Below are 3,265 nucleotides of genomic sequence, written 5' to 3'. Positions count from 1 at the left end.
TCCCCAGTAGGTTTGGACAACGTCCAAGGTTTGATTTGGCGAAGCCGAAATCCCCCTTAGGGGGCACACTCTTTACGATAGTAAAGTATAGTGTGCTATACTTTACATGGAAGTCCACCGAAAAACAGTAGAGAAGTATATATACTTTACAGAGTGGTCGAGAACAAAATTAAGAGAAAAAATGAGGCAAGTTGAGGTGAGGATTCGTGAGTTTTGCTATTTGTAGAATGCAGAAATTTAAAATGCGAGATGTGAAAGGAATCCAGATTCATAATCAACGAGAAAAAGAGAGTCATACAAATCCTGATATTGAAAAAGAACAAAGTCATTTAAATTATGATTTACATAACGATCAGTACATTGATTATTTAAGAACAGTGAAAGAAAAGATTGAACAGAATGTAGAAACCAATCGAGCGATTCGAAAAGATGCAGTTGTGATGTGTGAATTTATAGTAACAAGCGATAGGGATTTTTTTGAACGTTTAAGTGAAGACAATCCAGAATATCAAAAAGAATTTTTTGAAGAAGCATATAGTTTTTTGAAAGAACGATATGGAGAACAAAATATTATACATGCAGCGGTGCATTTGGATGAAAAAACACCTCATATGCATGTGGGAATGGTTCCAGTAACGGAAGAAAAAAAATTGTCGGCAAAACAAATTTTTAACCGAAAAGAGTTAGTTTCACTCCAAGATGATTTTCATGCTCATATGGTAGAGAAAGGTTTTAATTTAAAACGTGGAGTATCTAGTGATAAAAAACATATTGAAACGACGCGTTTGAAGGCTTTAACAGCAAAAGAAGAAGTGCAAGTGTTAGAAGATACTCTTTTAGAGAAAGGGGTAGAGAAACAACAAATAGAGAAATCTATGGAACAGATGAAAAATCGTTTGAATGATTTAAAAAGGGCAGTTAATGTTGGGAAAAAAGTAGAAAACATGTCTGTCAAAGAAAAAGGCGGGCTTATACGCTCTAAAACGGTTGAAATTGGCTTAGAAGATTTTCAAAGGATTAAAACCCTTGCTAAAGCATCAGAGGCCTTTAAAAGGGAAAATGAAACGTTACAGAGACAAAACCATGCATTGAAAGTGAATAATACAGATTTACATACAACTTTAAAACATTTAGAAAAAGAAAAAAAAGAATTAGAACCATATAAAGCGAAATATGAGAGACTTCAAAAATTAGTTGCACAAATGCAGGAGTTTTATAAAGAACGAGTTCCTCAAGGATTGGAGAAATTCCAACAAATCGTAGGATATTGTAAGAAGAAAGTAAATATCACTTTAAATCCATTTAGTAATACTAGATTTAGTGAAAAAAATTTAACAGAACATGAAAGAAAAGGGTATGATCTTGCTTCAAAAGATATACAAAAAAAGACAAAAGAGAAAAATAGAAATAGAGATAGTGGTTTAGAGAGATAAAAAGACATCAAAAGGTACCCAAGAATTTGGGTACCTTTTGATGTTATTCTTTCTCTTTTAATACTTTAATATTGTTGTAATTATATTTGTCAAACAGCGTATTGTTTTCTTTTTTACTTAATAAAATTGTTCCGTTAAAACCAACATATTTTTTCTTATTATGTGCATTTTGAAAAGCTACTTCTGGATTTATTATGTATGCATTAGCTGTACCTACTTTTGCAACATTAATAAAATTATGTTCTTCAAGATATTTAATAGCTTTATATATTGTTGTTCTGCCTTTTCCAAATTCTTCACTTAAAAGTTGTTGTGAAGCCATTACTAGATTGTTATTGTTCATGTTATCTAAAAAGAAGACAAAAATTTCACTAGCTAGCTGATTATCTTTAATTAATAATTGTAGAGCTTTTAACCCCATTCCTTTATACACTTGTACAAATGGAGGATTATCAAGTTCCTTTTTACGTTGTTCTATTTCTTTTTGTTCAGCATCTTTTAAGTCGATTAATTTTTCAACAGAAGACAAGGGTAATCCAGTTAATTCAAGAATTTGCATTAAATCATTTTTACTGATATTAATATCATCTTTATTTGGCAAAATTATCAACCTTTCTTCATGAACATATATGTTCACTTTTGTGAACGTCTTGTTTAAATTATAAAACAAGACGTTCACAAAAACAACGAAATAATGAACGTCTTGTTTTCTTATGTTCACCCCTAGGGTGAACATATATGTTCACCCTAGGGGTGAACATAAGAAAATTATAAACCCTTATTTATCAAGGGTTTATAAGGTTGTCCCTTCTATATCTATTAAAGGGCTATCCACTAATCAATGGACAGGTAGTATTTTTGAGAAAAAAACCTCTCAAAAATCTCCACCTTTTCCGCTTCGCTTTACCATTGATTAGTGGATTTCGGCAGGTTTTGGCATATCGCCAAGCCGAACATACCAAAAACGAGGATTTAGGTAGTACGACTTGGACTAGCAATTTTACCTGCCGAACCGCCTGGATCAACTGTCTATGAATACACTCTTATTCTATATTTTTATGACACTATAAGGGGCTAGCCCCTCGCTACGCTTCACCCCAGCCCTTGCACTCACACCCAAAAACAAGGAAGCCATAAAAGAAAATGTGTTTTTACTAGATGCATATTAAAAAAGACAAGCATAAGCTATATTACGTTTTGGTATAATCTTCTTATCTTTGGAGAGGACTCAAATTTTAATAATAGATTTGAGTCCTCTTTTTTATATCATTATTCTCTAATTACCATATACATATAATGTATTTAAAATTAAATTTAAAGGAGCAGTATGTTGTATGACAAAATTGGAGGAGCTAGAAAAAGATTTTAATCAAATGAATTTAGATTTAAAAGCTTTACAACATGATATGAAAAATTTAGAAGCAAGAATACTAGTGGCTGAAAGGGATGTTTTAACTATTAATAAACAATTAGATAAGATCAGTGCAAACACTACATGGATTTTACGATTGATCGTAAGTGGATTGTTAACAGGAGTACTTGGTGTATTAGCTAAAAACCTGTTATAGAAAAAAAGAGTGTTGGTCAATCAAAACGGACCTAGCGAAGCGAAGGGAGTATTTGACTTGACCAACCCCATTACACCCAAACCCTCTCGGCACTGAACAAACTACCGTTTGTTCCTGCCAACCGGCGAGGGAGTCCCTCAAGGATTGAGGGGTTGGGGAGTTCGATTGAGGGGGTCTGGGGAAGAGTTCCCCAGTAGGTTTGGACAACGTCCAAGGTTTGATTTGGCGAAGCCGAAATCCCCCTTAGGGGGCACACTCTTTACG

At 33.4% G+C, this 3,265-nt stretch carries 3 protein-coding genes; 2 read left to right on the top strand and 1 reads right to left on the bottom strand.

The annotated features are described in order from the left end of the window. The first annotated feature begins 206 nt into the window (after positions 1-206). Entirely contained in the window at positions 207-1,433 is a 1,227-nt protein-coding gene (gene mobV, locus JDS95_RS30285; RefSeq protein ID WP_000006405.1) for a MobV family relaxase, read from the top strand. A gap of 43 nt (positions 1,434-1,476) precedes the next feature. Here the strand turns inward: mobV and JDS95_RS30280 are convergent, their stop codons facing one another. After that, positions 1,477-2,034, bottom strand: a complete 558-nt coding sequence (locus JDS95_RS30280; protein WP_001133006.1) for a replication/maintenance protein RepL — start codon at positions 2,032-2,034, stop codon at positions 1,477-1,479. Positions 2,035-2,767: 733 nt separating this feature from the next. Between JDS95_RS30280 and JDS95_RS30275 the strand changes: the two genes are divergently transcribed. Then, positions 2,768-3,001, top strand: a complete 234-nt coding sequence (locus JDS95_RS30275) for a hemolysin XhlA family protein (protein WP_000163590.1) — start codon at positions 2,768-2,770, stop codon at positions 2,999-3,001. The last annotated feature ends 264 nt before the right edge of the window (positions 3,002-3,265 follow it).

Source organism: Bacillus cereus group sp. N24 (assembly GCF_016483345.1).
Classification (GTDB): Bacteria; Bacillota; Bacilli; order Bacillales; family Bacillaceae_G; genus Bacillus_A; species Bacillus_A toyonensis.
This window is presented reverse-complemented; position numbering and strand designations above follow the sequence as displayed.